This window comes from Sphingomonas sp. CCH9-E2 (assembly GCF_001557215.1).
In the GTDB taxonomy this organism is placed as follows: domain Bacteria; phylum Pseudomonadota; class Alphaproteobacteria; order Sphingomonadales; family Sphingomonadaceae; genus Sphingomonas.
In genome coordinates this window covers 1-2,849 of sequence record NZ_LSJM01000323.1, presented here as the reverse complement: position 1 = coordinate 2,849, position 2,849 = coordinate 1, and the positions used below count along the sequence as shown (strand labels likewise).

The window sequence follows — 2,849 nt, the reverse complement described above, 5'->3', positions numbered from 1 at the left end:
CGCCATTGCGGGGCCGGCTGCGACGGTTCGCGGCGCGGCTGCGGACGCCATTGCGGACGCGGCTCGGGCGCGCTCGGCGCAGCCTCGGGCTGGGGCATGATCCGTACCGGACGCTGCGGCCCGGATTCGACCGGTGCGGTGCCCTCCGGCATTCGGCGGCGCCAGTCGCGCGGTCGATCGCCCTCTGGCCGCCCGACCCAAGGACGCGGCGGCCGCGGCGGCGTGACCGCTGGCGGTGCCGCAGGCGCAGGCTGCTCAGCAACCGGCGGAGCAGGCGGCGGCGGAGCGGGGGGCGGCGTCGGGACCGGCGCAGGCGTGCTCACCGGCGGACGCCCCCCGCCACCCGGACGCCCATCACCCGGTCGGCCATCGCCTGGGCGGCCGTCGCCCGGTCGCCCACCACCCGGACGCCCGGAGCCGGGCTGCCCGCCATCGGGCTGACCCGCTCCCGGATTCGTACCATCGGGCCGACCATCGCCAGGACGGCCGCCACCGGGCCTGCCATCGCCGGGACGCGCACCGCCCGGCTGCCAACCATCAGGCCGCCCGCCGCCGGGCCGACCGGTTCCAGGACGCCCGTCACCGGGCCGCCCGCCGGGCTGCCCGACTTCAGGGCGACCACCCGGTCCGCCAGCACCCGGCTGTCCGCCATCGGGCCGCCCGGTGCCGGGGCGTCCCTCGCCCGGACGCGGACCACCCGGACGCGGCCCGCCCGGCTGTCCCACCTCGGGCCGACCATTGCCCGGCCGGCCAGTCCACGGCCGGCCATCGCCATCGCGCCACGGCGGACGCACGCCCAGCCCCGGCCGTCCCGGTCGCCCGGGCCCGTCAAAGCGCGGCGGCGGTCCGCGAAAGCCATCGCGCTGCCAGCGCCGGAAGCGGTCGCCGTCCAGCCGCCGCCGCTCGCGCTCGCGCTCCAGCTGCAACCGCCAGCGCACCGCGCCGGACGTCCCGCGCCAGCGCTGCCACCCTGGATGCCGCACGCGTCCGCTTTCCCAGCGCAGCCGCCATTCGATCACCGTCGCAACCTGTCCGGCCCACCATCCGGCGTCGACCGCATCCCATTGATCGGTCCCGTCCGCCGCCTCGCGCAGCGCGATGCCGCGTTCGTAAAGGTCACCGGCACGATCGTCCCACAGGTCGCTGTCGCGCGGCGACAGCGCGGCCCCGTCGCTGTTGTACACGACCACCAGCCGCTGCCGCTGATAGGCGAACGACCGCCCCGCTTCCTGCACCAGGAACGGCGCATCGGCTTCCGGCTCGAAATAATAGTACAGCATCCCGCCGTCGCGGTCGGTCTCACCCAGCACCAGATGCCCGGTCTGCAATTCCCAGCCCCAGGCATCGTCGCCGCGATAGCGGAAGGTGAAGTCCGGCGGGGCGTCGCCGATCGCCTCCAACAGGCCATCGGCGGTGTCGATCCAGTAATAATCCCCCGACTGCGCCCGCCATCCGGCCTGCGCAGCGGGGGAGGGGGCGGTATAGCCCAGCGCCGCCGCCTGCGCCGCCCGCACCGGCCCGGCAAAGCCGCCCGCCAGCACCAGCGCCACCGCCATCGCACTCACGCCACGCAAACCACGCATCGCACCTCTCCCGCGCATTCTGTGCGGCAATATTCGACGAGTCGGTATGAACGGCAGGTGGATGAATTTGGGGGTTACATGACCTCCAGGAACAGGCGCGGATTGACGAAGTCGTGGATCAAGTCCGGGCGCGGATCGGCGTCGATTGCCTCCATTACCGGGGTCTTGAGTTCGCCTGACGACGCCAGAATGAAATCGCCCGCCGCCAGCGCCGACCGCGCAACGCCGTTCAGGACGACCATGTCGCCATTGCCCAGGGTCAGGAACGCCGTACCGCCATATTCCCCCAGCGCGGCCTCGACTTGGGCAAAGCTGGTAAAGCCGAACGCGCTCAGGTCGATCCGATCGGTCCCCGCGACAAAGTCGCCGATGACGTCGCCCCCTGTGCCGCGCGTGAAGACGAAGGTGTCCGCCCCGGCCTCACCGAACAGCACGTCATTGCCCGCGCCGCCGTTGAGGATGTCGTTGCCTGCGCCGCCCAGCAACCAGTTCGACGTCGCGCTGCCGGTGATCCGATTATTAAGCTCGTTGCCCACCCCGAACGGCGTGTTGCCGCCTAGCACCAGATTTTCGGTGTTGGCGTAGAGATAATAGCCAGCCCCATTGATCGTGGCATAGACCGTGTCGGTGCCGCCGTTCGCGGCCTCAAACGTCAGGTCGTCGGGTGTGTCGACATGATAGCTGTCGTCACCCGCGCCGCCGTCCATCAGGTCATAATCGCCAAGGCCACTATTCCCATAGAGCATATCATTGCCGTCCCCGCCATTCAGGATGTCGGTGACGAATTCAGGTGGATAGTGAATGTGCAGTCCGCTGCCAATCGTGTCGCCCTGCACGGGCGTGCTGTCGGCATAGAGAATGTCGTCGCCATCGCCGCCGTACAGCGCGTCGGCACCGGTGTTTCCTTCAAGCTGGTCATTGCCTTCGCCGCCGATAATCGTGTCGATGCCGTATCCGCCGCGAATGATGTCGTTGCCGCCCTCGCCGTAGACAACGTCATCGCCGTGCAGTGCCTCTATCCGGTCGCCACCGCCGCCGCCGAGCAGCAGATTGTTGTGGCCGTTGCCCACGATCAGATTGTCGAGCGCGTTGCCGACGCCGAAACTGCCGCCGCCGTCGATCATCGTCAGATTTTCGATATGGTCGAACAGATAATAGTTGCCGCCGGCGCGCACCGTGTCGATGCCTTCCCCGGCAAATTCGAACACCAGGTCCTCCAGCCGATCGACCTGATAGGTGTCGTTGCCTGCACCGCCGTACAGGCGG

Annotated in this window: 1 protein-coding gene and 1 pseudogene; both read right to left on the bottom strand. The window is 69.8% G+C overall.

Annotated features, from left to right (window positions below; all coding sequences use genetic code 11):
• Positions 1–1,583: pseudogene (locus AX681_RS15375) on the bottom strand (hypothetical protein); the annotation flags it as partial.
• A gap of 74 nt (positions 1,584–1,657) precedes the next feature.
• The coding region (locus AX681_RS15370; protein ID WP_269450353.1) for a calcium-binding protein at positions 1,658–2,849 on the bottom strand (1,192 nt) is incomplete at its 5' end.